Source organism: Ruegeria sp. CDSC025, from assembly GCF_059610805.1.
Genome location: NZ_JBXWOJ010000017.1, coordinates 23021 through 45692, shown reverse-complemented (window position 1 = coordinate 45692; position 22672 = coordinate 23021). Strand labels below are relative to the sequence as shown.

Sequence of the window (22672 nt, the reverse complement as noted above, 5' to 3'; positions counted from 1 at the left end):
ACCCGCGTCACGAGGGCTTTTTCCTATCAAACAGCACCAACCCGAACGCACCTGCGAATATGAATACATCGGCCATATTGAACACATAGGGGTTGTCGAAACCACAGCAGGACATGTTCAGAAAATCCAGCACATATCCGTACAACACGCGGTCCACCACATTGCCAATCGCACCGCCGATCAGCAGGCCGCCACAGACCAACATGAGCTTTGAGGGGGCCGTGCGCTTCAACCAAATCAACACGCCCACTGAAATCACCAGTGAAACTCCGATCAGAGCCCAGCGCGCGGCGTCGCCATTGCCCTGAAACAGGCCGAAATTGATGCCGCGATTCTCGCCATATCTGAACACCAGAAAGGGCGGCAGAACGCTGATCGGCCCTTCGGCCACGCGCATCACATGAACGACCAGGTACTTGCTGATCTGGTCGATCAGAAACGCGGTCAGCGCCGCCCAGAGGAGCAATCGGGCACGCATCAGTGACGGAAATGCCGCATGCCGGTAAAGACCATGGCCAGACCGGCCTCATCCGCGGCGGCGATCACGTCGTCATCGCGCATCGAGCCGCCCGGTTGGATCACACAAGTGGCGCCTGCCTCTGCGGCCTCCATCAAACCGTCGGGGAAGGGGAAGAACGCGTCTGACGCCACCGCCGAGCCGATGGTCAGCGGTTGGGCCAAGCCCAGCACATCGGCCATACGCTCGGCCTTTTTGGCCGCGATCAGGGCGGAATCCACACGGCTCATCTGACCCGCGCCGACACCCACGGTCGCGCCGTCCTTCACATAGACGATGGCGTTGGATTTGACGTGTTTGGCGACTTTCCAGGCAAACAGCAAGTCGCGCATCTGTTCCTCGGATGGGGCCTTCTTGGTGACAACCTTCAGGTCATCCAGGCCGACGAAACCGTTATCCTTGTCTTGCACCAACAGACCGCCCGCGACCTGACGCACGGTTTTGCCACCTGCGGTCACATCCGGCAGGCCTTCGGTCGTTAGCAGACGCAGGTTTTTCTTGGCGGCAAAGATCGCCTTGGCCTCATCCGATGCGCCCGGCGCGATCACGACCTCGGTGAAGATGCCGGTGATTTCCTGCGCGGTTTCAGCGTCCAGCGGCTGGTTCAGCGCCACGATCCCGCCAAAGGCCGAAGTGCGGTCACAGTCAAACGCGGCCTTATAGGCCTCTAACAGAGTGCCGCCGGTCGCAACGCCACACGGGTTGGCATGTTTGATGATGGCACAGGCCGCACCCTTGACGGGATCGAATTCCGCAACCAGCTCAAACGCCGCATCAGTGTCGTTGATGTTGTTATAGCTCAGTTCCTTGCCCTGATGCTGAAGGGCGGTCGCCACACCGGGTCGGTTGGTACCGTCGGTATAAAATGCAGCGGTCTGATGGCTGTTCTCGCCATAGCGCAGTGTCTGTTTCAACTCGCCCGCAAAAGCGCGGCGCTTGGGGGCCTCAAGCTGCAGCGCATCGGCCATCCAGTTCGACACTGCGGTATCGTAAGCAGCGGTGCGGGCATAGGCCTTTTGGGCCAACCACTGACGGAAACCATATGAGGTCTTGCCATAATTCTCGTCCAGCTGATCCAACAGCGACGAGTAATCCTCGACATCGACCACGACATTGACAAACGCGTGGTTCTTGGAGGCGGCACGGATCATCGCCGGGCCGCCGATGTCGATATTCTCGATACATTCGTCATAGCCAGCGCCTTTAGCCACGGTCGCCTCGAACGGATAGAGGTTCACTACCAGCAGGTCGATCGCGTCGATGCCGTGTTCGTTCATCGCGGCGACATGGGTGTCATTGTCACGCAAGGCCAGCAAGCCGCCATGCACCATCGGGTGCAGCGTCTTGACCCGGCCATCCATCATCTCGGGGAAACCGGTGATCTCGCTGACATCCTTCACCTCCAACCCCGCATCGCGCAACGCTTTTGCTGTGCCGCCGGTCGACAACAACTCGACCCCGCGGTCGGCCAGCGCCTTACCCAGCTCGATCAGCCCGGTCTTGTCGGATACGGAAAGCAACGCGCGGCGCACGGGGTGAAGATCGGTCATGGGTCCAAAGGTCCTTTTGGCGTCAGTCAAACTCGGGCTCGTCCCGGTGCAAGTCGCGCACGGCAAAGGCTGTATCCTGCGCCTTGCTCAACGTCCACCGGATGCGCGTCGCATACTCCATTGCGCGGCCAGATAGAACGATCTGTTTTGTCGCGCGTGGCTTCAAACGGCCCTTTTCAAGATAAACACTTGGCTCGATTGACAATTTCCCCACACCATCATGGCGGAACACCCAAATCTCACCGCTTTTGAGCGCCATGGACACCGCCGCACCGCCCAAATCTATCGCCGCATCCACGTCCGGATGCAGATGGAACCGTATGTCAAAGCCGATACCAGTCAGGCTCGACGCATCCAGCGCCTTGTCAAATTGCCGCTTGGCCCTGTCACTTGTGGTAAGCAGAATATCTTCGCCGGTCAGCTCCCGCCCGTCAAAGCGCAGCTCGAACGTTCGGGCATGGGTCAGGCCGAACACTTTGGTATAGCCATCATGCCCGGCCATAAAACGGGTTCCCTCGAACGCGTCTTCGAACTCGACCGGAACATCCTTTGGCGCGTCCACCAGCCCTTCACGTTCCGTACCAGGAACAGCTGAGGTCAGACGCGCACTTGAAAAGCCGTCAAGACAAAGTGTCGAATGCGACGGCGTGGCGCGCCCGGCCCGACGCCATTCCAACCCAAAGGTTTCCCCAGACCCACAATTCACAATCAGAGGTCGGCGGCCCGAGGTCAGCTCGAATGCCAAGGTCGACGCATGTGCGTTATATGACGCATCCCCTTTGGGCGGCGAACTGGCGTCAATTACCACACTGGTCCGTGCCGCATAGAGACGGGCAAATCCCATGGACAGGCCGTTCTCGCTTTGCGGTCTGACGCCGCTTTGCGCCAGAGCCTGATCCAGACGCCCCTCGACCCCGCGCCCGCCCCCGTGGAAACGGGCCAGTGCACCATCCGAATGACGCAGATTACGCATGGTCGGGGCCATCCGTTTAATCGCATTCGCCTGCGCCCCAGGTGTACCCCGCCCCAGATCGCTAAGTGCTGCCGATGTCCAGGCGAGCAGCGTGAAGACTTCCAGCAGCTCCTCGGGGTTGCGCGTGGAGATACCACCTTTTTGATCTATCTGACTGTCACATTCCCGCGCCAGAGCGCGCAGGGCGGGCTCTGCCATCTGCTCAAGCCCTTCCAAAGCCAAACCAGCCTGCACCAGACCGGCTAGCGCCTCGAACCGGGGCAGGCCAGGCGTCGCAGCATGCCAGCGTTTCGACAGGAACCAGGCCTGCTGAGATAGCGAACTGAAAAAGACCTTGCTTTGTTGCTCATCCACACCGCGCAGCAAAAAGATCGCGTGATTGATCCAACGCATCACTCGCCGGCCTGTCAGATCAGGTGCCCAACCGGGCCCGTGCCCGCGCCCATGTGCTTCGATCCAGCCCCAGACCCAGCGTTGCGCCTTTTCGCGCGCCCGGATGTCGCCAACAGCCGCCAGATCATCCAGCCAGGCAAAACCGTGGCGTTCATCGTCGAATCCGGTGCTGGGCGCAGTGACATCCCATAAGCCTGTATCCTGCGCCTCTACCAGATAGCCCGAGAACAGCAGGTTCCCAGCCACCAACTGACGCCCGCGCGCAAATGATCCAACCGTGCGTGGTTCCGGATCGCCCACAAATCCGGTAACGGCCTTGCGCCGCTGACTGAGCCGCGCATAAAGCCGGTTCTGAAATCGCGACCATCGGTTTGCCATGGTGTCCGAATTTGACATGACGCTCGTTACTCTGCCCCTTGCGCTCTGCTGGCGCCTGAGACCCAACGATAGACCGGAGCAATCGTCAAGTCATCGAAAAGCGTGCCTTCAGGTCGATTTCGTCAGGCAGGCGATATAGAAGCCGTCCATGCCGCCTGTCCCCGGCCAATAGTCAGGCCGCAGACGCAAACCGCCCTCTTCGGTGATCCAGCCCGTTTCGATCCCTACGACCTGTAAAGCGGCCCGGTCCGCTTGCATATCAGGATACATCTGTAGCGCCTCTTCAACCTGCACCTCGCCCTCATCGGGCAGCAACGAGCAGGTGCAGTACACCAACCGCCCGCCCGGTTTCAGAAGGGTCCAGGCATGGGCAAGCATCTGCGTTTGCAGCTCGATCAGCGCGCCGAATTCCGACCCGTCCTTGGCAAAGGGCAGATCAGGATGGCGGCGGATCGTGCCGGTGGCGGAACAGGGCGCATCCAGAAGGATGGCGTCATACTGGCCTTGATATTCAAGCGCGTCAGCCGCGATGACCGTAGCCATCAGGCCCGTCCGCGTCAGGTTCTCGCGGACTCGTTCCAGCCGCGATTCCGAGATATCCAGCGCAGTCACATCGGCCCCCGCAGCCGCCAACTGCAACGACTTGCCACCGGGCGCAGCGCAAAGGTCCAGAATTTTCTCTCCGGCCTTAGGCGCCAGAACTCGGACAGGCAGTGCGGCGGCGGCATCCTGAACCCACCAGTCACCGCGATCATATCCCGGCAGAGCGGACACCTGCCCCGCATCCCGAACCCGCATCGAACCGGTCGGAAGCATCTCACCCGGCGCTGTTGCCCCGGGCTTGACCGAAAGATCCAGCGGCGCGCCCTCGAAATGCGCCAGCTCCATGCCGGTCACGGCCTCGGCACCCCAGGCCATGATCAATGGATCGCGCAGCCACTCGGGTAGGCGTGGCACGCGCATTTTCGGCCAAGCCTCTGGCCCTTCCGCCGCTACCTTGCGCAGAACCGCGTTCACCAACCCCTTGAGCCGCCCATGCTTGCGCGAGCGACCGACAATCTCAACCATGGAATTTACGACGCCATGCGCTGCCTCGCCATGGCACAGCTCAACCGCTCCCAGACGCAGGGCATTATGCACGGTCAGGGCGGGAGTGCGGTTCAGGTGATTGTCCAACAGACGGTCGGCGCGTTCGAGCCCACGCAGCGTTTGCAACGCCAGCCGCTGTGCCCGCGCCCGGTCTTCTGGTGCCAATCGCTCCAGCGCACCTGCAGCCAGACATTCTGACATCAGCCGCCCCTCACCCAAGATCTGATCCAGAAGGTAGATTGCGCTGCGTCGCGCGGCCGTTGCGTTATCGGACATTGAATCGCCTTTGATGTGACCCTCGTCCGCATTGCCAAGGGCGGACGGGGGCGTATATCAAGCCAATGCACTGAAAGGAACCCGATGTCATGAGTGACGAGCCCAAAGACCTGCCGCCTGCCGCACAACGCGCGCTGGCCGAGGCGGAGGACCGCCGTCGCAAGGCCGAAGCCGACGCAAAAGCGCGACCCAAAGAGCTGGGCGGACGCGACGGCCCCGATCCTGCACGTTATGGCGATTGGGAAAAGAAAGGCATCGCGATAGATTTCTGATCAATCCCCGCGCAGGGCCTGCAGAAAATCCGCGATGAGCGCCCGTTGCTTATTGGATTTCGCACGCTCTTCGGGCCAGGTCAGCCAATAGCCATCTTTTGCGTTCAATTCGGGCAAATCCAGTCGACGCAACCGCCCCGCTCGCAAGTCCGATTGCGCCAAGGGCATGGATCCCAACACAACGCCCAAACCCTGCCGAGCCGCCGAAATCGCATGTTCCATCGAATCGAAGCTCATTTTCGAGGTTGGCAGGTCGGTCTGAGTGGTGTTTTTCGCCCAATCACGCCAGCCGGGCCTTTCACCGCGCAGATCAATCAAGGGCGCGGACCAATCCACACCCGGCGCTGCCATCGGCACCAGCACTTCGGCGGCAATCAGTTCGGCATCTCGCCCGGGCCACGCCCCACGCCCATAGCGGATTTGAAGCCAAGTCCTCTCTTCATCCAGCGAAGACCGTCGCGCCACGGAATCTGTCAGCACCCGCACTTTGGGGCGCAGGTCGTGAAAACGTGCAAGAGCGGGTATGACGAGGGCCTTAATATGGGAAGACAGGCCAGCCACCCGCAATTCGCGCGGGGATTTTCCGAAAAGGTCTTCGGTATTGCGCTCGAGCGCCTGCAAGCTGTCCTGAACCAGCGGCAGATAGCTTTCGCCCTCGACGGTCAGCGATACACCGCGCGCCTCGCGCACAAACAGCGTGCGGCCCAACCAGGCCTCAAGGTTGCCGATGCGCTGACTGACGGCAGCCTGCGTTAGACCGAACTCGCGCGCCGCTGCCGAGAATCCACCCAACCGCCCCGCCGCTTCGAATACGCGCAACCAGTCCAGAGGGGGCAAGCCGATCTTCTTTTTATCCATAAGTTTTTCCAGGCCTCAGCAGCAACAAGGATTAATTGTCGTAATGCCACAGGGGGCGTATATCCTCAAGCAAAGCCCGCGCGAACAGGAGAAACCCCATGCTGCGCTCTGCCACCCATACTACGTCAATCGTCACCGTGGAATTCGATACAGGCCCAAGTGCCCGCTTTCACGCCATCTGGCTACGCGACAACGCGCTTGATCCTGACACACGGGCACCGGGCAACGGACAGCGCCTGATCACCATTGGCGATATCCCCGCCGATACCATGGTCAGCGCTGCCTCAGTGGCCAACGGCGACCTCACTGTCACATTTCAACCCGAAAACAAGACTGTCACTTTCCCCGCCGATTGGCTGGCTGCGCATAGCTATGACCAAGAGGACAGCCGCACCTTTGGCCGCACCGCGCCCGGGATCACCACCTGGGAGCAAGGGCTCGACGCGCCCAGCGCCGACTGGAGCGACGTCCACGCCAACCCCGCAGCCAAGCGCGGCTGGCTGGCAATGGTCGCCGAATACGGGTTTGCCAAACTGACCAGTGGCCCGACCGAACCGGAATCCCTGTTGAAGGTGGCTGATCTGTTCGGATACGTCCGTCAGACCAACTATGGCCCCTATTTCGAGGTTCGAACCGAAGTGAACCCGACCAACCTGGCCTTTACAGGGCTTGGCCTTCAGGCGCACACGGACAACCCCTATCGCGACCCGGTACCGACATTGCAGATCCTGTACTGCCTAGAAAACAGCGCCGAGGGTGGCGATTCCATTGTTGTGGACGGGTTCCGGGCGGCGGAAAAACTGCGCGATCAGGACCCCGATGGATTTGCCCTGTTGGCAGGTTTCCCGGCGCGGTTCGAATACAAGGGCTCGGACGGGGTCTGCCTGCGGTCGCGCCGCCCAATGATTGAGCTATCGCCCGACGGCGAGTTGATCGGTATCCGCTTTAACAACCGCTCGTCGGCTCCGTTTGTGGACATCCCCTTCGATCTGATGGAGGCCTATTACGCCGCCTATCGCCAGTTGGGTGAGATAATCGACGATCCGGCCATGAGCGTGTCGTTCAAGCTGGAGCCGGGCGAAAGCTTCATCGTTGACAACACCCGCGTCCTGCACGCGCGTCTGGGCTATTCCGGCGCCGGGTCGCGGTGGTTGCAAGGCTGCTATGCCGACAAGGACGGCTTACTGTCAACGCTGGCGGCGATGGAACTGGCGACACTGGAGGCGGCGGAATGAAACCTGATTTCTCGACCCTGACCCCCGACAATATCGTGGCCTTCATCGGGGATATCTTTGACCGCCGCGGAGGCGAGGAATATCTGGGCGAACCCGTCACCATGGCAGAACACATGCTGCAGGGCGCGACCATTGCCGAACAGAACGGCATGCCCGAAGAGATCATCGTAGGGGCATTGCTGCACGATATCGGTCATTTCACATCCGAATTCGGCACGTACCACCCCGACGACACCGAAGACCGCCATCACGAAGATGCAGGCGCCGAGGTGCTGGAACAGTTCTTTCCGTCTGTTATCACCGATTGCTGCCGCTATCACGTGGCGGCCAAACGGTATCTTTGCGCTACCAAGCCCGAATATTTCAACCGCCTGTCCACGGCTTCGGTTCATACACTGGAACTGCAAGGCGGGCCGATGAGTGCCAGAGAAGTTGCCGAATTCGAGCAGAACCCGAACCTGAAAGAGATCATTCAGGTGCGTTATCTGGACGAAGCAGGTAAACGTGCAGACATGGAAACCCCCGATTTCAACCATTTTGCGCCGATGGTGCAGCGAATGGTCGAAAAATATCAGGAGCTCACATGAACGCCCCAGAATACATTTTTGAGGCCAACACCAAACCATCCCTGCCTTGGCACGAGGTCCCCTTGATCCGTGCTACAGACAAGTCGGTCAAGGGCTATGGCTGTCTGGTCGACGACCCCGAAGAATTCGAAATTGAAATCGTCCGTTGGCCACAGCAAGGCTGGCGGCCCATCGACGAAGGCACCGGCGATGAAGCCGGTTGGGTCGAAGGCACATTTCATGGTGAGTGGAAAGGGGACGTCCTTTACGGCGAGAACGAAGCGGTCAACGGCCACTATGTCCTCGGCTGGTCCACTGATCCGCAACAGGCCAACGCCAACCGGCAAACTGCTCCGCGCGATCAGGTTCTGCTTTGGCACATGAACTATCACCCCGATGGCGGACAGATGTTCTGGCCGATCGACAACAAGCCTTTCATCATCCCTGCCGCATTGCCGGGCGACAATCTGACACCGGAAAAGGTGGTGGCCTTCTGGTGTGATGGGTCACGCGGGCTGTATATCCATCCTGGCATCTGGCACGAGGGGATATTCCCGGTCGAGGACAATCAGCGTTTTCTGGATCGGCAGGGCAAGGTTCACGCGCGGGTCAGTGCGGATATCGGCAAAGAATTCGGCGTCTATCTCGCCTGCCCTTTGCGCGCAGATAAGATCCGAGAGTTGTAGTCGGTCTGTCGGCTCCCGGGCGGTGTCAAAGCCCCAGAACGTCCACCATGTCATATTGGCCAGGCGCTTTACCCTGCCCCCAAAGTGCGGCTTTCAGGGCGCCGCGCGCGAAAATGGCGCGGTCAGTGGCCAGGTGGCGCAGCACGATGCGTTCGCCCGGTGCCGCGAATAGCACGTCATGCTCACCCACGATGTCGCCGCCGCGAATGGCATGGAACCCGATATCGCCCCGTTTGCGCGCGCCGGTCATACCATCGCGGCCCCGATCGGACACCTCAGCCAGATCTACACCACGCCCTTCTGCAGCAGCCTCGCCCAGCATCAGCGCGGTGCCCGAGGGCGCATCGACCTTGTGGTGGTGATGCCCTTCGATCACCTCAATATCGAAATCTTCATCCAACGCGGCAGCGACCTTTTTGGTCAGCTGTACCAGCAGGTTCACACCCAGGCTCATATTTCCCGCCCGCACGATCACCGCATGACGTGAGGCCGGCTCCAGAGCGGCAATCTGCTCGTCACTCATCCCGGTAGTGCCGATCACATGCACACAGCGCGCCTGCGCCGCCAACGCGGCGAATTCCAGCGTCGCCTCGGGTGCGGTGAAATCAATCACGGCCTGCGCCTGGGCAAAGGCCTCCAGCGGATCGTCGGTCACCGTGACGCCCAGCGCTGCACCGCCCATGGCCACGCCCACATCCTGCCCAACCCAATCATGACCCGTGCGCTCGACCACGCCGACCAGACGGGCCTGATCACTGTCGGTCACGGTCCTGATCAACATCTGACCCATACGGCCCGAAGCCCCTGTGATGACGATCCCCGGAATATGGGTCATTGCGCTGGTCCTTTTGCATTGATTGGCTCAATGCCTCCTACCCGGTTCGCACCCGCTTGGCAAAGCCCCGCTTTGCGCTTAGATCGGGGATATGGCTAAGAACAAATTCCACGATGGCCCCGGCCCGTCCCAACGACAGCTGCGTGTCGGCGAACTGATCCGCCGCACCCTGTCCGAGGTTCTGGCGCGCGGAGATGTCCACGATCCCGACCTGAATCGCATGTCAATCACTGTGGGTGAGGTGCGCACCTCGCCCGATCTGAAGATCGCCACCGCCTTTGTGCTGCCCCTGGGCGGCAAAGGGCAGGAGGATGTAATCGAACTGCTGGCCCGCAACAAACACGAGCTGCGGCGCATGGTTGGTAAAAAGGTCGGGCTGAAATTCTCCCCCGATCTGCGGTTCCGGCTGGATGACACATTCGACCGTTTGGATGACACCCGCCGCATGTTCGATCAGGACGCGGTGCGCCGCGATCTAGACGAGTGATCCGGACATTTGTCACTTTGGGCGCTTTCCTGTGGGCGGCGCAAGCCGGGGCAGTGACATGCGAAAAGGTCACGCATAGTGACAAACGCTACACTGTCTGCGAGGTGGATGCCGCGAATGAGGACATGCGCTTGTTCCTCAATGACGAGAATGGCGACCTGCTAGGGCATTTCTCGGCGGTGAATGAGGCGCTGGAGCCCGTTGGCAAGCGTCTGGCCTTTGCGATGAACGCAGGCATGTATCACGACGACCGCTCTCCCGTTGGCCATTATGTCGAAGACGGGCAGGAGCAGATGCGTGTGATCCCGAACCCCGGTCCCGGAAACTTCGGCCTTCTGCCCAACGGGGTGTTCTGCATCCGCGAGGGCCGCGCCGACGTGTTCGAGACGCTGGACTTTATAGATCAAGCCCCGGATTGCCGCTTTGCCAGCCAATCCGGCCCGATGCTTGTCATCGACGGAGAGCTGCACCCAAGGTTCCTGCCTGATTCGACGTCGGTTTACGTCCGCAATGGCGTGGGCACCAGCGATGATGGCACCCGCGCGGTGTTTGCCATTTCCGAAGATTACGTAACCTTCCACCAATTCGGCAGCCTGTTCCGCGATGTGCTGGAAACGCCGAATGCGCTGTTCTTCGACGGCAATATCTCTCGCATGTATGACCGAGCGAACAGCCGATCCGATGTCGGGTTCTCGCTGGGGCCGATTGTCGGTGTGGTTGAAGACACGCCCTGAAATTGACAGGGCCAGACCGATCCGCTAACTCGCGCGCCTCGGCATAGAACAAGGTGCACAATGGGACGCAAACGCAAGGGTCGCGACATTTCCGGTTGGCTGGTGGTGGACAAGCCCGCAGGCATGACCTCGACCGCCGTGGTCAACAAGGTGCGTTGGGCGATGGACGCTAAAAAAGCGGGCCATGCGGGCACGCTGGACCCCGAGGCTACCGGAGTTCTGGCCGTGGCTTTGGGTGAGGCAACCAAGACCGTTCCCTATATCACCGACGCACTCAAGGCCTATACCTTCACCGTGCGACTGGGTCAGGCCACCAATACCGATGACGCCGAGGGCGAGGTAATCGCAAGCAGCGATGCGCGCCCTTCGGATGAGGATATCAAAGACGCCCTCGCCCCCTTTATCGGTGAAATCATGCAAGTCCCGCCGAAATTCTCGGCGGTGAAGATCGACGGGCAGCGTGCCTATAAGCTGGCCCGCGATGGCGAGGATGTGGAACTGGCTGCGCGCCCTCTGTGGGTCGAAGAGCTGGTTCTAGTCGACCGCCCCGACGACGACCACGTCATGCTGGAAATGACTTGCGGCAAGGGTGGTTATGTCCGATCGATCGCCCGCGATCTGGGGGCCGCGCTGGGGTGCTACGGCCATGTCCGCGAGCTGCGCCGTATCTGGTCCGGCCCATTCGAGACCAAAGACGGGCTGAGCATTGAACAGATCGACGAGATGGCCAAAACCACCGCGCTGGATGATTTCCTGCACCCGCTGGAAACTGGCCTATCGGACCTGCCCGAACTGAAATGCACCCCCGAAGGTGCGACCCGTCTGCGTAACGGCAACCCTGGTATGGTTCTGGCGTCCGATGTGGAATACGGGGATGAGGCCTGGGCCTCGCTGGATGGTCAGGCGGTGGCGGTCGGCATCTATAAATCCGGCGAATTGCATCCCAGCCGGGTGTTCGTCACGTAATCTGCGTGCTAGTCGAAACCCATGATCACGCGCACACATACCAAGGGCGACGCGCCCTCGACCGCTGTTTATTCAGATTGCGAGAGATACCGCTATAGCCTGACGCGCATCTGGGATCCGACCGGGCGCAAGGCGCTGTTTGTGATGCTGAACCCGTCCACCGCGACCGAGGTGCAGAACGATCCCACGGTTGAACGCTGCGAACGCCGGGCGCGCGCGCTGGGGTTCGGCGCATTTCAGGTCACCAATATCTTTGCATGGCGCGATACTGATCCACGCAAAATGCGGGCCGCTGCCGATCCGGTGGGGCCAGAGAATGACATGGCCATTCTGAATGGCGTGGACTGGGCCGATCAGGTCATCGCTGCCTGGGGCACCCATGGCGCGCATTTGGATCGAGGCACCACCGTCGAAACCCTGCTGCGCGGCACCGGTCAGCCGATGTACCACCTTGGGCTTACCAAGGACGGCCACCCCAAGCATCCGCTCTATATCGCTTACACGCAAAACCCCGAACCCTGGTGACAAAGGGTTAACCACAAGCTCAGCTAGGCTTTGACCAAAGCCCTGATCGCATGGGACATTTCACCCTCGAAGCAATGCGTTCAAGGAGGTTGTCATGTTTCTGATCGGATTGCTTAGTCTGGCGGCTGTCGGCGGGGTGGCCTATGCCATCGGCGATGTCTTTGACATAGATGAAGATCCCGGTGAGGACGATGTCGTCGACGACCAGCCTCCTGCGGTCGAAACCGGCGAATTCCTTGACGTCGGTGAGAATGTCGAGGAACCCGAAGCGCCCGAGATTTCGACCGGGACGATCATATCCGAAATCGAGGGCGACATGATCATCGCTGGTACCGAGGATCTGGACATCCTGACCGGCCAGGACGGCGACGATCAGATCAATGGATATGCGGGGGATGACACGATTTATGGTGGCGAAGGCGATGACACCCTGCATGGGGGAGGAGGCGCTGATACGATCTTTGGCGGCGCTGGCCAGGATGTCCTTCACGGAGAGGCGGGCGACGATCAAATCTCGGGCGATGAGGGGGATGATGCACTTTACGGGCATTTCGGCGCAGATCACCTGGACGGCGGGATGGGCGAGGATGAGCTGTATGGCGGGCAGGATGACGACATTCTGATCGGCGGTGAGGGCGATGACGCACTGCATGGCGGGTTTGGTGATGACCGGTTGAGCGGTGGCGAAGGCGAGGACGTGCTGTTCGGCGGTGATGGCGACGATATTCTGGACGGTCAGGATGGAGAGGACACCAACGCGCTGGATTTCCTGAACGGTGGCGCCGGGGATGATACGATCCTTGCCGAAGGCGGTGATATCGTAACCGGGGGCGAAGGTGACGATGACATCGTGGTTTCGCCCGAATCGGATGATGACGCCGTCACCGTCATGGATTTTCAGCCCGGTCAAGACAAGCTGCTGATCTCATGGGAAGGTCAGGAAAACCCGGACATTCAGATCAAGACAGACACCGAAGACGAGAACCTGACCCATGTAATTGTCGACGGGCAGAACGTGGTGCAGCTGATCGGGGCAGACGGAGTCAGCGCCGATGACATTCAACTGATATCCTCAGGCGATCTGGCGCAGCTCTGCGCGCTGGGCTGAATTTCCAGAATCCCTTTGCCATTGACCGCAAATGCGCCTATACGCGCGCATCCGTGTCGGAATCGATGCGGTTTTCTCCATGGGCCTGCGCTGGACGACATCCCGGCCTGTGCCATCAACCCTAACCTTTTCAAAGGAGACCCCGATGTCGATTACTGCCGCTGAAAAAGATCGCGTCATGAAAGAATTCGCAACCAAGGACGGCGATACCGGTTCGCCAGAAGTCCAGGTTGCCATCCTGACCTCGCGTATCACCACCCTGACCGAGCACTTCAAGACCCACAAGAAAGACAACCACGGTCGCCGTGGTCTTCTGAAGATGGTTGCCCAGCGCCGTAAGCTGCTGGACTATCTGAAAGGCAAAGAAGAAGCACGGTACCAGGACCTGATCAAAAAGCTGGGCATCCGCCGCTAAGCGCGCGCTGCTGTTTTTGATACAGACGCTGAAAAGCCTATAGATCATGATACGCTCGCCATTCGGCGGGCGTATTTGGTTTTGGGGTTCTCTCCGACCTTGAAGCAAAGCCTTTCGCTGCCTTCTCGATGACCGATCACGACAACATCTAGGACGATGGAAACTTTTTTCGCGCCGTGTGATCCACTTCACCGACAAGCTGCTCAAATCGCTGCAGTCTAGGAACTGTAGTGAGTAGGCGCTTATTTTTTTTCGAGCGTTAGGTTTTTCATAGTCCTCCCTTTTCAAGGCGCGCCCACAATGGGCGCGCCCGTTTTTATTGGGAGCCACGGTTCCGCCTGCTTGCACGATAGAATCGCCCCTAAAGACGGCCGCTTTTTTGCCTTCAGGACCGTTGAATTTGCCCGTGATGAACAGGTGTCAAATTGTGACGTTGCGTCGCAGATTCTGAGCGCTGGTTTAGAAAGTTGACGTAAACGTAAGCAACGTCGTGTTTTTTTATCAGAGAGTCAAAAAATGACGCGAAAGGCCAATATCTTCCCCCTTTGCACAGGATCGGTCGGTTCCTAAATGCCGCCTGTCGCTGCGGGTACACACTCACGGCAAACGGTCTTTGAGCCCTCCCACCCTCGTGGTTCGGACTGGCCCGCAGCGACAGTGTCCGACGACTATTTTACTGGAGTTTAACAATGCCTCTAAAATCAGTTTTGAACCGCGTTTTTGCAGCTAACCTTTCCCAGGCTCCTAAATCAGAAAAAAAGTCAACAACAGTCTCTGGCACAGATGGCATCGTAAAAAAAATGTCCGAGGTGGAAACTGCCGCAATCCTCCGCGGCATATTGAAAGAAGAAGAATTGGGGTCTCCCCAACCGCGTAGCAAAGAAGATTCGTTGCAATAGGCCCAGACCCGCTTTGATCCCGGATATATGAAATCCGCTTTCTGCACGATCATAATAGAATGGATCATCTTCTTTAAGCTGGAGACGGGGCCAATACGGTCCGATCTCACCTGTAGTCAGTAGCTCCACCAAAATCGTTTGCCACACATGTCCTCCCCAAATTTTACCTGACTCAGACTGTATTCGGACACATCTGCACCGATCAGGGCCAAACCCTTATCCAACAGGGTGCATTTGGCGACTGGTCAATCAGGGTTTCAACATGTTATTCACCCAAATGGTTGACTGAAGCAGAATAAGGTTGTAATTCATCCAAATGGTTGAACGAGAGAGTCGATATGACCTCAATGCAATATTGAAGGCCGCGTCCGACCCGACCCGCCGCGCTATTCTAACGATGCTTGCGCAGCAGGGACCATTGCGGGTGACGGACATTGCGCGGCAATTCGATATGAGCCTCAACTCGGTCTCCAAGCACATCAAGGTGCTGGAAAACGCCGAGCTGGTGCAGCGCCGGACCGAATGGCGCGAACATCTGATCGAGGTTCAGATGGCTCCTTTATCAGCCGTTGATTCTTGGTTTGCCGGGTTGCGTTCGATTTGGGCGCTTCGGCTGGACGCCTTGGAAACTGCTTTGGAGGACCCAGAAGATGACGGACCTGTCACTTGAAATAACGCGCGCCATTCCACATCCACCCGAAAAGGTGTTTGATGCCTGGCTCAACCCCGAGATGCTGGCAAAATTCATGCTGCCGGCACCGGGCATGACCGTGCCCGAAGCGCATTCCGACGCCAAGGTCGGCGGCAGGTTCAAAATCATCATGCGCGCGCCCGAGGCTGGCGATCTGCCGCATGAGGGCGAATACAAGGTCATCGACCGCCCCAACCGTCTGCAATTCACCTGGAATTCGCCCTACAGCCAAGACGATTCCACGGTCACACTGGATTTCACACCCACCGAAAAGGGCACCGAGCTGCGGCTGCACCACATCCGCTTTCCCTCGCAGGAAAGCCGGGACAATCACGAGGGCGGCTGGACCGCTATCCTTGCGGCGCTGGAGACGGCACTATGATCAACTGGCTGGCTCTCGGTGCAGGGGTGGTCGCTGCCTTTTTGTTGGGCTGGCTGGTCTACGGCCCTATGGGCTTTCAGAAACGCTGGGCAGAAGGCACCCGCATCGACCCGACGCCGCCCGAAACCCCGCCACTGGGCGCGATGGCCACACAGATCGTGTTCCTGATCCTGCTGGCTGCGGTAATCGCGGTGACCGAGACTACCAATAGCCTGGGCGTCGCCCTGCTTGCAATCCTTGCGGTGGCGGCGCAGACAGCCTCGGTCGGGACATGGGCGCAAAAAAGCGGCTTCGCCATTGCGGTCGACACCGGCTATGCGCTGGGCTGTGGTATCGTCATGATCCTGGCCCACGCGATCCTGTAGGATCGCCGCGTCTGCCCGATCCTCGATGGATCGGGCATGCGCCCTTTATACCCTTACCCTTCCTCGGAACTCCTGCCTTTCCAAAGCCCCCAAACTGCTGTATGGGCGGTCCATCTGAGACGTTGTGCTCTGACCCCGGCACTCGAATGGAAGATAAAGTGGGGTCGGCGGCAATGGGGCCGCCACGCAAACGGGAGACCCGCAGGGGCGGGAGTGCTCCCTTCTAGGATACGCAAATGTTTGATGTAACAAAGAAATCAATTCAGTGGGGCGAAGAGACGCTGACACTGGAAACCGGCAAGGTTGCCCGTCAGGCGGACGGCAGTGTGATTGCCACGCTGGGCGAGACCAGCGTGATGGCAAACGTGACCTTTGCGCGGAAGCAAAAACCCGGTCAGGACTTTTTCCCGCTGACCGTCCACTACCAAGAGAAATATTATGCCGCCGGTAAAGTTCCGGGTGGCTTTTTCAAGCGCGAGGCGCGCCCGACTGAAAAAGAGACGCTGACCGCGCGTCTGATCGACCGGCCGATCCGCCCGCTGTTTGTTGACGGCTTCAAAAACGAAGTTCTGGTGATGTGCACCGTGCTGAGCCACGATCTGGTCAACGACCCTGACATGGTGGCGATGATCGCAGCCTCTGCCGCGCTGACCATTTCCGGCGCACCGTTCAGAGGCCCGATTGCTGGTTGCCGCGTTGGTTTCGAGGATGGCGAATACATTCTGAACCCGACTGTGGACGACATGCAGGACCTGCGTCTGAACCCTGAACAGCGTCTGGATCTGGTTGTTGCCGGCACCAAAGACGCCGTGATGATGGTTGAATCGGAAGCCTACGAGCTGTCCGAGGCCGAGATGTTGGGTGCGGTCAAATTCGCACATGAGCAGATTCAGCCGGTGATCGACCTGATCATTTCACTGGCCGAAGACGCGGCAAAAGAGCCGTTTGATTTCCAAGCGCCCGATTATTCTGAGCTGTCTGCTGCCGTTAAGGCCGCAGGTGAAGAGCAGATGCGCGCCGCCTTCGCAATCACCGACAAGCAAGAGCGCACTGCCGCTGTTTCCGCTGCCCGCGATGCGATCAAGGAAGCCCTGACTGAGGAACAGCTGGAAGACGCGAACCTTGGCTCGGCGATGAAAAAGCTGGAAGCAGGCATCCTGCGCGGCGACGTCGTCAAAGGCGGCAAGCGGATCGACGGTCGTTCGACCACCGATATCCGTTCGATCGTTGCAGAAACCTCGATGCTGCCGCGGACACACGGCTCGGCCCTGTTCACCCGTGGTGAAACACAGGCGCTGGCTGTAACCACGCTGGGCACCGGTGATGATGAGCAGTTCATCGACGCCCTGCACGGCAACTTCAAATCGAACTTCCTGCTGCATTACAACTTCCCTCCTTATTCGGTTGGTGAAGCGGGTCGCGTGGGCCCTCCGGGACGTCGTGAGATTGGTCACGGCAAACTGGCATGGCGCGCGTTGCAGGCGGTTCTGCCTGCGGCAACCGACTTCCCCTACACGATCCGCATCGTGTCCGAGATCACCGAATCCAACGGATCAAGCTCGATGGCTTCTGTTTGCGGCGGTTCGCTGTCGATGATGGATGCGGGCGTTCCGCTGAAAGCACCGGTTGCCGGTGTTGCCATGGGTCTGATCCTGGAAGATGACGGCGATTACGCGATCCTGTCGGACATTCTGGGTGACGAAGACCACCTGGGCGACATGGACTTCAAGGTTGCGGGTACCGAAAACGGCATCACCTCTCTGCAGATGGACATCAAGGTTGCGGGTATCACGCCCGAGATCATGGAGAAAGCCCTGGCGCAAGCCAAGGACGGCCGGATGCACATCCTGGGCGAGATGGGCAAAGCCCTGTCCGAGACCAATGATTTCTCGGTCCACGCACCGCGCATCGAGACCATGAACATCCCCACCGACAAGATCCGTGAAGTGATCGGTTCCGGCGGCAAAGTCATCCGCGAAATCGTCGAAGTCTCGGGTGCCAAGGTCGACATCAACGACGATGGCGTGATCAAGATCGCCTCGCCCGATGGGGAATCGATCAAGAAGGCCTATGAGATGATCCATTCGATCGTTGCCGAACCCGAAGAAGGCCAGATCTACACCGGTAAAGTGGTCAAGATCGTCGACTTTGGTGCTTTCGTGAACTTCTTTGGCAAGCGCGACGGTCTGGTCCATGTGTCCCAGATCGAAAACCGTCGCCTGAACCATCCGTCGGATGTTCTGAAGGAAGGCCAGGAAGTGAAGGTCAAGCTGCTGGGCTTTGACGACCGCGGCAAGGTGCGCCTGTCGATGAAAATCGTCGATCAGGAAACCGGCGAAGAGATCGCACCTGAGAAGAAAGAAAAGAAAGAGGAAGGCGCAGAATAATCTGCTCGCCCCTCTGATTTCTCGAAAGACCCCGGCTTTGTCCGGGGTCTTTTTTTGTTCTGTCAGCATAAACCTTGGACCAATTCCGCCCAATTCAACCGAAATCCAATCGCACCACCGGCCAGGTGAACCCACGTCTCCTACATCGACGCAACAAATCTAGGAGATGCGAAATGGAGACTTTCAAAATGCTGACTCTGACCGGACTGATCGCGACCGCCCCGGTGCTGGCTTTTGCCAACGTGACAGTCGGGGACAAGCTGGGCACCACCGAGACCGATATCCGCACCACTCTCGAGGCGCAGGGATACCAGATCGAAGAGATCGAATTCGAAGATGGCGAGATCGAGGTTGAACTCGTCAAGGATGGCGTGGAAACTGAACTGGTCCTGAACAAGACCGATGGCGTTGTCACCGCGATCGAGCTTGAAGAGGACGACGACTGACCAGACAATCTTAAAGGAGCGCTATGAAGATTTCACAGACGTCTTTACTCTGGCTCCTTCTGGTGGTGCAGGCTGTCTGCGCCACCTTTTTCCTAACCGATGCAGCGCTCGATTGGTTTGGTGGCGACAATCACCCTGATCCGGGCTCAGAGCTTGCGCGTGCAGGACATGCAGCGTCAACTGGGCGTGGCGCAGGGCGCGTTTTCGCAGGTCATCGAAAATCAATTCACGCAGTGGCAGCTCAGCAATGCGGAACGCGATGTCGCAATATTGTCCATCAAGGGTTTGTCGATCGCAGAAATCGCCGAGCTGAGACAGACGAAAGAAGGGACTATCAAGGCACAAAGCGCTGCGATTTACCGCAAGGCGGGTGTCTCAGGGCGGCTCCAACTGCTCAGCTTTTTTGTCGAAGAGCTTTTGTCCGAACCCCTGGTCAACACGTCCTCGTCGTCAGAACCCGCCGACCAGGGCCAGGCTTGATCCACGGTTGCTCTTTCCCCGCCTGACGCGGTGTTCTATGCACGGGGTATGCGATCCTTTGTCATCCATATGTCCTCGAGCACCGCGCGCCGTCCCAATGCTGATCAGCTCTGCGCGGCCCTGCCCAATGCTGAACTGTTTGAGGCCGTAAATGGCCGCGACCCTGACCAGATTTCCGGTGTCGAACTGCATTCCGGAAATCTGCACCGCCCGCATTACCCATTCCCCTTGCGACCCGCAGAAATCGGCGTGTTCGAAAGCCATCGACGCATCTGGCGCAAGCTGGTCGAGGACGATATCGACCTGGCCATCATCTCCGAGGATGACCTGCGCATAGATCGGGCGCGAATGGAACAGGCGCTTGGGTTGCTGGCCTCAATCGCCACCCCCGATCACTATATCCGCATCCCCGTAAAACAGCGCGAAGTACCGGCACAGGTCCTAGCAGAACAAGACGGCCTGCGGCTGATCCTACCCAAGGTGATCGGCCTGCAATGCGTATGTCAGATGGTGGGGAAAAACGCCGCCGAACGCCTTTTGGCGACCACCGACCAAATCGACCGCCCTGTCGATACCTTCTTGCAGATGCACTGGCTGACAGACCAGCCGGTTCACGCCTTGCAAGGCAGCGGAAATCAGGAAGTGGCCCAGGAAATCGGCGGCTCGACCATTCAGACAAAACCGCCCCTGTCAGACAAATTAACCCGAGAGTTCAAGCGCGCAGCCTACCGCGCCAAGCTGCACCTGCACCCGCAGCGCCCGCCTGCTTCATCTGGCTGAAAATACCTTCCGGGGGGAATCGCGCCGCGAGGCGCGATGGGGGGCAGACAGCCCCCCTGACCTTGGTCGTCTTACGACGGCGCCTTGGTCTTGCGCAGATAGGGGAAGATGGTCTCGAACTCGCCAAACTTTGCTTTGGCGTCGTCGTTTGAGACAGCAGGCGGAATGATTACGTCTTCGCCAGGCACCCAGTTCGCCGGGGTAGCCACGCCTTTCGACGACATCTGCAACCCGTCCAGTGCACGCAAAATCTCGGCAAAGTTACGTCCCACAGTCATAGGATAGGTCATCGAAAGCTTCAGTTGCTTGTCCGGCCCGATGATAAAAACCGACCGCACGGTCGCGCTGTCGGCCGGGGTACGCCCGTCCGGCAAATAGGCCTCGGCGGGCAGCATGTCGAAGGCCTTTGAAACGGCCAGACCATCATCGGCAATGATTGGAAAACCGGGACGCGCGTTGCCATAGGCCTCGATATCCTTTTTCCACTTCTTGTGGTCTTCGACGCCGTCAACCGAAACGCCCAGGACCTTGGTGTTGCGCGCGGCCCACTCATCGCTTAGCTGCGCGACGGCCGAAAACTCGGTGGTGCAGACAGGAGTGAAATCCTTTGGGTGCGAGAACAGAATGGCCCAGCTATCCCCAATCCAGTCGTGGAACTGAATGGTGCCCTGATCCGTTTCTGCAGTGAAATTGGGGACTGTGTCGTTGATGCGCAAACCCATGAAGCATCTCCTTTGCTAATTACAAAACCGAGTCGGTTGTCCAGAACCTAATCACTTTGCGCCGATGTTAAACAGTCAGCAAGTCACTTTAGCCCTAGGCCAGACCTCAAAATTCCATTTGATCAAATCGCGCTTGCCGGTTTCCTGAAGGCCTGACACAGTGGCGCCGAACCAAGAATCCCCGTCGCATGGTCAGGAGGATGCACCATGATCGAGAAACGCAATTTTTACATCAACGGTCAGTGGGTTGCCCCATCGGTTACGCATGATTTTCAGGTCATCAACCCCTCGACCGAAGAACCATGTGCCGTGATTTCGCTGGGCGATCAGGCCGATACGGACGCGGCTGTTGCAGCGGCCAAGGCGGCGTTGCCCGGCTGGATGGAAACCCCGGCGGAAACCCGCATCGCGATGGTCGAAAAGCTGATCGCGCTTTATGCCGAACGGTCCGAGGATCTTGCCCAGGCAATGTCGTTAGAGATGGGCGCCCCGATCGACATGGCGCGTAGCCAGCAAGTCGGAGCAGGCAGTTGGCACCTGGCAAATTTCATCCGCGCCGCCAAAGCGTTTCCTTTCGAGCGGCCGCTGGGCGATCACGCTCCCAACGACCAGATCATCTATGAGGCCGTCGGTGTCGCCGCCCTGATCACACCGTGGAATTGGCCAATGAACCAGGTCACGCTGAAGGTCGGTGCGGCTGCGATTGCGGGCTGCACAATGGTTCTGAAACCCTCGGAGCAAAGCCCGCTGAACGCGATGATCTTTGCTGAGCTGATGGATGAGGCCGGATTCCCGCCCGGTGTCTTCAACCTTGTCAACGGTGACGGGGTTGGCGTCGGATCTCAGCTGTCCACGCACCCCGATGTGGATATGGTCAGCTTTACTGGATCCACCCGCGCGGGCACGGCGATTTCCAAAGCCGCAGCCGATACACTGAAGAAGGTGCATTTGGAACTGGGCGGCAAGGGTGCAAATGTGGTCTTTGCCGATGCGGATGAAAAGGCCGTCAAACGTGGCGTGCTGCACATGATGAACAACACCGGTCAAAGCTGTAACGCCCCTAGCCGGATGCTGGTCCAGCGTCCCATCTATGACGCGGCGGTGGAAACCGCAGCTGAGGTTGCCAAAGGTGTCACCGTTGGCCCGGCGATGGAAGAAGGTCGCCATATCGGCCCGGTTGTGAACGAGCTGCAATGGGGCAAGATTCAGGACCTGATCCAAAAGGGTATCGACGAAGGCGCGCGCCTTGTCGCTGGTGGCACTGGCAGGCCCGAAGGGCTGAACAAGGGCTATTACGTGCGGCCCACGGTCTTTGCCGACGTCAACAACCAGATGACCGTCGCCCGCGAAGAGATCTTTGGACCGGTTCTGACCATGATCCCCTTCGATACTGAGGAAGAGGCCATCGAAATCGCCAATGACACACCTTATGGGCTGACCAACTATGTCCAGACACAGGATAACGTCCGTGCCAACCGCATGGCCCGCGCTCTGCGGTCGGGTATGGTCGAGATGAATGGCAAATCCCGCAGCGCGGGTTCCCCGTTCGGCGGCATGAAACAATCCGGCAACGGGCGCGAAGGCGGCGTCTGGGGGCTGGAGGATTTCCTTGAGGTTAAGGCCGTCGGCGGCTGGGCTGCCGAGTAACCCACCTGCC

The 22672-nt window shown here is 59.0% G+C and carries 26 protein-coding genes; 19 read left to right on the top strand and 7 right to left on the bottom strand.

Annotation, left to right across the window (positions count from 1 at the left end; genetic code table 11):
• Positions 1–7 precede the first annotated feature (7 nt).
• From lspA to AC2FH8_RS18570, 4 genes are all read right to left on the bottom strand, one after another.
• Positions 8–478: a signal peptidase II gene (lspA, locus tag AC2FH8_RS18585; protein ID WP_282022380.1), complete on the bottom strand. Its 471-nt coding sequence runs from the start codon at positions 476–478 to the stop codon at positions 8–10.
• Positions 478–2067, bottom strand: a complete 1590-nt coding sequence (gene purH, locus AC2FH8_RS18580) for a bifunctional phosphoribosylaminoimidazolecarboxamide formyltransferase/IMP cyclohydrolase (protein ID WP_496690438.1) — start codon at positions 2065–2067, stop codon at positions 478–480. Before purH ends, lspA begins: the two co-directional genes overlap by 1 nt.
• Before the next feature lie 22 nt (positions 2068–2089).
• Entirely contained in the window at positions 2090–3829 is a 1740-nt protein-coding gene (locus AC2FH8_RS18575; protein WP_496690437.1) for a heparinase II/III family protein, read from the bottom strand.
• 90 nt (positions 3830–3919) lie between these two features.
• A complete protein-coding gene (locus AC2FH8_RS18570; protein ID WP_496690436.1) occupies positions 3920–5176 on the bottom strand; it encodes an RsmB/NOP family class I SAM-dependent RNA methyltransferase in 1257 nt (418 codons plus the stop codon).
• An 89-nt stretch (positions 5177–5265) separates the two neighbouring features.
• On the opposite strand from AC2FH8_RS18570, the gene AC2FH8_RS18565 reads away from it, so the two are divergent.
• Entirely contained in the window at positions 5266–5448 is a 183-nt protein-coding gene (locus tag AC2FH8_RS18565) for a DUF1674 domain-containing protein (RefSeq protein ID WP_142640036.1), read from the top strand.
• Here AC2FH8_RS18565 and AC2FH8_RS18560 read toward each other — a convergent pair whose 3' ends face one another.
• Positions 5449–6306 carry a LysR family transcriptional regulator gene (locus AC2FH8_RS18560; protein WP_496690435.1) on the bottom strand — a complete coding sequence of 286 codons (858 nt, stop codon included), beginning with the start codon at positions 6304–6306 and terminating at the stop codon, positions 5449–5451.
• A gap of 98 nt (positions 6307–6404) precedes the next feature.
• Between AC2FH8_RS18560 and tmpA the strand changes: the two genes are divergently transcribed.
• Genes tmpA through AC2FH8_RS18545 form a run of 3 tightly spaced genes read left to right on the top strand, consistent with a single transcriptional unit; the run spans position 6405 to position 8793 of the window.
• A complete protein-coding gene (gene tmpA / locus AC2FH8_RS18555; protein WP_496690434.1) occupies positions 6405–7541 on the top strand; it encodes a 2-trimethylaminoethylphosphonate dioxygenase in 1137 nt (378 codons plus the stop codon).
• On the top strand, positions 7538–8128 hold the full coding sequence (gene tmpB / locus AC2FH8_RS18550) for a (R)-1-hydroxy-2-trimethylaminoethylphosphonate oxygenase (protein ID WP_142640030.1): 591 nt from the start codon (positions 7538–7540) through the stop codon (positions 8126–8128). Before tmpA ends, tmpB begins: the two co-directional genes overlap by 4 nt.
• Positions 8125–8793, top strand: a complete 669-nt coding sequence (locus tag AC2FH8_RS18545) for an ureidoglycolate lyase (protein ID WP_281996035.1) — start codon at positions 8125–8127, stop codon at positions 8791–8793. Before tmpB ends, AC2FH8_RS18545 begins: the two co-directional genes overlap by 4 nt.
• A gap of 25 nt (positions 8794–8818) precedes the next feature.
• Here the strand turns inward: AC2FH8_RS18545 and dapB are convergent, their stop codons facing one another.
• Complete coding sequence (gene dapB, locus AC2FH8_RS18540; RefSeq protein ID WP_142640026.1) at positions 8819–9628, bottom strand: 4-hydroxy-tetrahydrodipicolinate reductase; 810 nt, start codon at positions 9626–9628, stop codon at positions 8819–8821.
• 91 nt (positions 9629–9719) lie between these two features.
• Between dapB and rbfA the strand changes: the two genes are divergently transcribed.
• From rbfA to AC2FH8_RS18470, 14 genes are all read left to right on the top strand, one after another.
• Positions 9720–10115, top strand: a complete 396-nt coding sequence (gene rbfA, locus AC2FH8_RS18535; protein WP_142640024.1) for a 30S ribosome-binding factor RbfA — start codon at positions 9720–9722, stop codon at positions 10113–10115.
• A complete protein-coding gene (locus AC2FH8_RS18530; RefSeq protein WP_496690433.1) occupies positions 10112–10849 on the top strand; it encodes a phosphodiester glycosidase family protein in 738 nt (245 codons plus the stop codon). Before rbfA ends, AC2FH8_RS18530 begins: the two co-directional genes overlap by 4 nt.
• A gap of 60 nt (positions 10850–10909) precedes the next feature.
• Positions 10910–11815, top strand: coding sequence for a tRNA pseudouridine(55) synthase TruB (truB, locus tag AC2FH8_RS18525; protein WP_142640021.1), 906 nt, complete (start codon positions 10910–10912; stop codon positions 11813–11815).
• Between the two features lie 21 nt (positions 11816–11836).
• Positions 11837–12340 carry a DUF1643 domain-containing protein gene (locus tag AC2FH8_RS18520; protein WP_142640019.1) on the top strand — a complete coding sequence of 168 codons (504 nt, stop codon included), beginning with the start codon at positions 11837–11839 and terminating at the stop codon, positions 12338–12340.
• A gap of 94 nt (positions 12341–12434) precedes the next feature.
• Positions 12435–13448, top strand: a complete 1014-nt coding sequence (locus tag AC2FH8_RS18515) for a calcium-binding protein (RefSeq protein WP_496690431.1) — start codon at positions 12435–12437, stop codon at positions 13446–13448.
• Positions 13449–13593: 145 nt separating this feature from the next.
• Positions 13594–13863, top strand: a complete 270-nt coding sequence (gene rpsO / locus AC2FH8_RS18510; RefSeq protein ID WP_142640015.1) for a 30S ribosomal protein S15 — start codon at positions 13594–13596, stop codon at positions 13861–13863.
• A 689-nt stretch (positions 13864–14552) separates the two neighbouring features.
• On the top strand, positions 14553–14762 hold the full coding sequence (locus AC2FH8_RS18505; RefSeq protein ID WP_281996033.1) for a hypothetical protein: 210 nt from the start codon (positions 14553–14555) through the stop codon (positions 14760–14762).
• Positions 14763–15078: 316 nt separating this feature from the next.
• Entirely contained in the window at positions 15079–15432 is a 354-nt protein-coding gene (locus AC2FH8_RS18500; protein WP_142640011.1) for an ArsR/SmtB family transcription factor, read from the top strand.
• Positions 15413–15835 carry an SRPBCC family protein gene (locus tag AC2FH8_RS18495; RefSeq protein WP_281973782.1) on the top strand — a complete coding sequence of 141 codons (423 nt, stop codon included), beginning with the start codon at positions 15413–15415 and terminating at the stop codon, positions 15833–15835. The genes AC2FH8_RS18500 and AC2FH8_RS18495 overlap by 20 nt, the downstream gene beginning before the upstream one ends.
• A complete protein-coding gene (locus tag AC2FH8_RS18490) occupies positions 15832–16200 on the top strand; it encodes a DUF1761 family protein (RefSeq protein WP_142640007.1) in 369 nt (122 codons plus the stop codon). Before AC2FH8_RS18495 ends, AC2FH8_RS18490 begins: the two co-directional genes overlap by 4 nt.
• A 236-nt stretch (positions 16201–16436) precedes the next feature.
• Positions 16437–18587 (top strand): polyribonucleotide nucleotidyltransferase, encoded by a 2151-nt coding sequence (pnp, locus tag AC2FH8_RS18485; RefSeq protein ID WP_281973783.1) that lies wholly within the window; start codon positions 16437–16439, stop codon positions 18585–18587.
• 173 nt (positions 18588–18760) lie between these two features.
• Complete coding sequence (locus tag AC2FH8_RS18480) at positions 18761–19033, top strand: PepSY domain-containing protein (RefSeq protein WP_142640003.1); 273 nt, start codon at positions 18761–18763, stop codon at positions 19031–19033.
• A 99-nt stretch (positions 19034–19132) separates the two neighbouring features.
• A complete protein-coding gene (locus tag AC2FH8_RS18475; RefSeq protein ID WP_496690429.1) occupies positions 19133–19513 on the top strand; it encodes a helix-turn-helix transcriptional regulator in 381 nt (126 codons plus the stop codon).
• 48 nt (positions 19514–19561) lie between these two features.
• On the top strand, positions 19562–20293 hold the full coding sequence (locus tag AC2FH8_RS18470) for a glycosyltransferase family 25 protein (protein ID WP_271952096.1): 732 nt from the start codon (positions 19562–19564) through the stop codon (positions 20291–20293).
• A 71-nt stretch (positions 20294–20364) separates the two neighbouring features.
• Here the strand turns inward: AC2FH8_RS18470 and AC2FH8_RS18465 are convergent, their stop codons facing one another.
• Positions 20365–21015: a peroxiredoxin gene (locus AC2FH8_RS18465; protein WP_281996032.1), complete on the bottom strand. Its 651-nt coding sequence runs from the start codon at positions 21013–21015 to the stop codon at positions 20365–20367.
• A gap of 207 nt (positions 21016–21222) precedes the next feature.
• Here AC2FH8_RS18465 and AC2FH8_RS18460 point away from each other — a divergent pair, with 207 nt between their 5' ends.
• Positions 21223–22662, top strand: coding sequence for an aldehyde dehydrogenase family protein (locus tag AC2FH8_RS18460; protein ID WP_142639996.1), 1440 nt, complete (start codon positions 21223–21225; stop codon positions 22660–22662).
• The last annotated feature ends 10 nt before the right edge of the window (positions 22663–22672 follow it).